The organism is Amycolatopsis rhizosphaerae, assembly GCF_007713715.1.
Taxonomy (GTDB): Bacteria; Actinomycetota; Actinomycetes; order Mycobacteriales; family Pseudonocardiaceae; genus Amycolatopsis_E; species Amycolatopsis_E rhizosphaerae.
On record NZ_VJWX01000749.1, the window covers coordinates 1 to 2232 of the forward strand.

The 2232-nt window shown below is 71.4% G+C and carries 2 protein-coding genes; both read left to right on the plus strand.

The features are described from left to right. The coding region (glmS, locus tag FNH05_RS36360; protein ID WP_186382918.1) for a glutamine--fructose-6-phosphate transaminase (isomerizing) at positions 1-1861 on the plus strand (1861 nt) is incomplete at its 5' end. Between the two features lie 10 nt (positions 1862-1871). Next, on the plus strand, positions 1872-2232 hold a 361-nt coding region (locus FNH05_RS36365), incomplete at its 3' end, for an NAD(P)H-hydrate epimerase (RefSeq protein ID WP_186382919.1).

Consider the following 2232-nt stretch of genomic DNA (forward strand, 5'->3'; position numbering starts at 1 on the left):
GTGCGGAATCGTGGGATACGTCGGGCACCGGCCCGCGCTGGAAGTCGTGCTCGGCGGGCTCCGGCGAATGGAGTACCGGGGATACGACTCGGCGGGCGTCGCCGTGCTGGACGGAGCGGGCTCGCTGACCGTCGAGCGCAAGGCCGGGCGTCTGGCGAACCTGGAAGGCAGGCTGGACGAGACCGGCCGTGATCGTTTCCGGGGTACCGCGGGCATGGGCCACACCCGGTGGGCCACCCACGGTGCGCCGATCGACCGGAACTCGCATCCGCACCGGGACACGACCAAGCGGGTCGCCGTGGTGCACAACGGCATCATCGAGAACTTCGCCGCGCTGCGGGCCGAACTGGAGGCCGACGGGGTCGAGCTGACCAGCGACACCGACAGCGAGACCGCCGCGCACCTGATCGCGCGCGCCTACGCCGACGGCCCCACCGCCGGTGACCTGCCCGCGAGCGTGCGCACCGTGTGCCGCCGCCTCGACGGCGCTTTCACCCTGGTCGTCGCGCACGCGGACGAGCCGGACCTGATCGTGGCGGCACGCCGCTCCTCGCCGCTCGTGGTCGGGGTCGGGGATGGGGAGACCTTCGTCGCCTCGGACGTCGCCGCGTTCATCGAGCACACCCGGGAGGCCGTCGAACTCGGCCAGGACCAGCTCGTGACGATCACCCGTGACGGGTACGAGGTGACCGACTTCGCCGGGGAGCCCGCGCAGGCCAAGCCGTTCACCGTCGCCTGGGACCTGTCGGCGGCCGAGAAGGGCGGCCACGACTACTTCATGCTGAAGGAGATCGACGAGCAGCCCGAGGCGCTGGCGAACACGCTGCGGGGGCACTTCGACCGCGGCCGCATCATCCTCGACGAGCAGCGGCTGTCCGATCAGGACCTTCGGGACGTGGACAAGGTCTTCGTCGTCGCGTGCGGGACGGCCTACCACTCGGGCCTGATCGCGAAGTACGCCATCGAGCACTGGACGCGCCTGCCCGTCGAGGTGGAGCTGGCGAGCGAGTTCCGCTACCGGGATCCGGTGCTGGACCGGGACACGCTGGTGGTGGCCATCTCGCAGTCCGGCGAGACCGCCGACACGCTGGAGGCGGTGCGGCACGCCCGTGCGCAGAAGGCGCGCGTCCTGGCCATCTGCAACACCAATGGGGCACAGATCCCGCGCGAGTCCGACGCCGTGCTCTACACGCACGCCGGGCCGGAGGTCGGGGTGGCGGCGACCAAGACCTTCCTGGCCCAGGTCGCGGCGAACTACCTGGTCGGCCTTGCCCTGGCCCAGGCCCGCGGCACCAAGTACCCGGACGAGGTGGCCCGCGAGTTCGCCGAGCTCGAGGCGATGCCCGCGGCGGTACAAAAAGCACTGTCCACAGTGGAGCAGGTTCGGGAACTCGGCCGGAAGCTGGCCGACGCCAAGGCCCTGCTGTTCCTCGGCAGGCACGTCGGGTTCCCGGTGGCACTCGAGGGTGCGCTCAAGCTCAAGGAGCTCGCCTACATGCACGCCGAAGGTTTCGCGGCGGGCGAGCTCAAGCACGGGCCGATCGCGCTGATCGAGGAGGGGCTCCCGGTGGTCGTGGTGATGCCGTCCCCGAAGGGCCGTGCGGTGCTGCACGCCAAGATGGTGTCCAACATCAGCGAGATCCAGGCCCGCGGCGCGCGGACCATCGTCATCGCCGAGGAGGGCGACGACACGGTTCGCCCCTACGCCGACGAACTGGTGGAGATTCCCGCCGTGCCGACCCTGTTGCAGCCGCTCGTGTCGAGCGTGCCGCTCCAGGTGCTCGCCGCGGAAATCGCCCGTGCGCGCGGTTACGACGTCGACAAACCCCGCAATCTGGCGAAGTCCGTGACCGTGGAGTAGACAGGGCCGCGTGCAGGGAATCTGGACCACCGAACACCTCCGGGCCGCGGAGGCGCGGCTGCTCGCCGCCACCCCCGAAGGGGCGCTGATGCAGCGTGCCGCCTTCGGGGTCGCGGTGCAGGCCGCCGATCTGCTCGCCGAACACACCGGACACGTCGCGGGCCGCCGGGTGGCCCTGCTCGTCGGGGCGGGCAACAACGGCGGGGACGCCCTGTGGGCGGGCAGTTTCCTGCGCAGGCGCGGCGTCGCCGTGACGGCCGTGCTGCTCAACCCGGAGCGCACCCACGCGGCGGGGCTGGCCGCGCTACGCCGTTCCGGCGGCCGGGTGACCACTCCGGCACGGGCGTCTCAGCTGCTGGAAAGCGTGGACC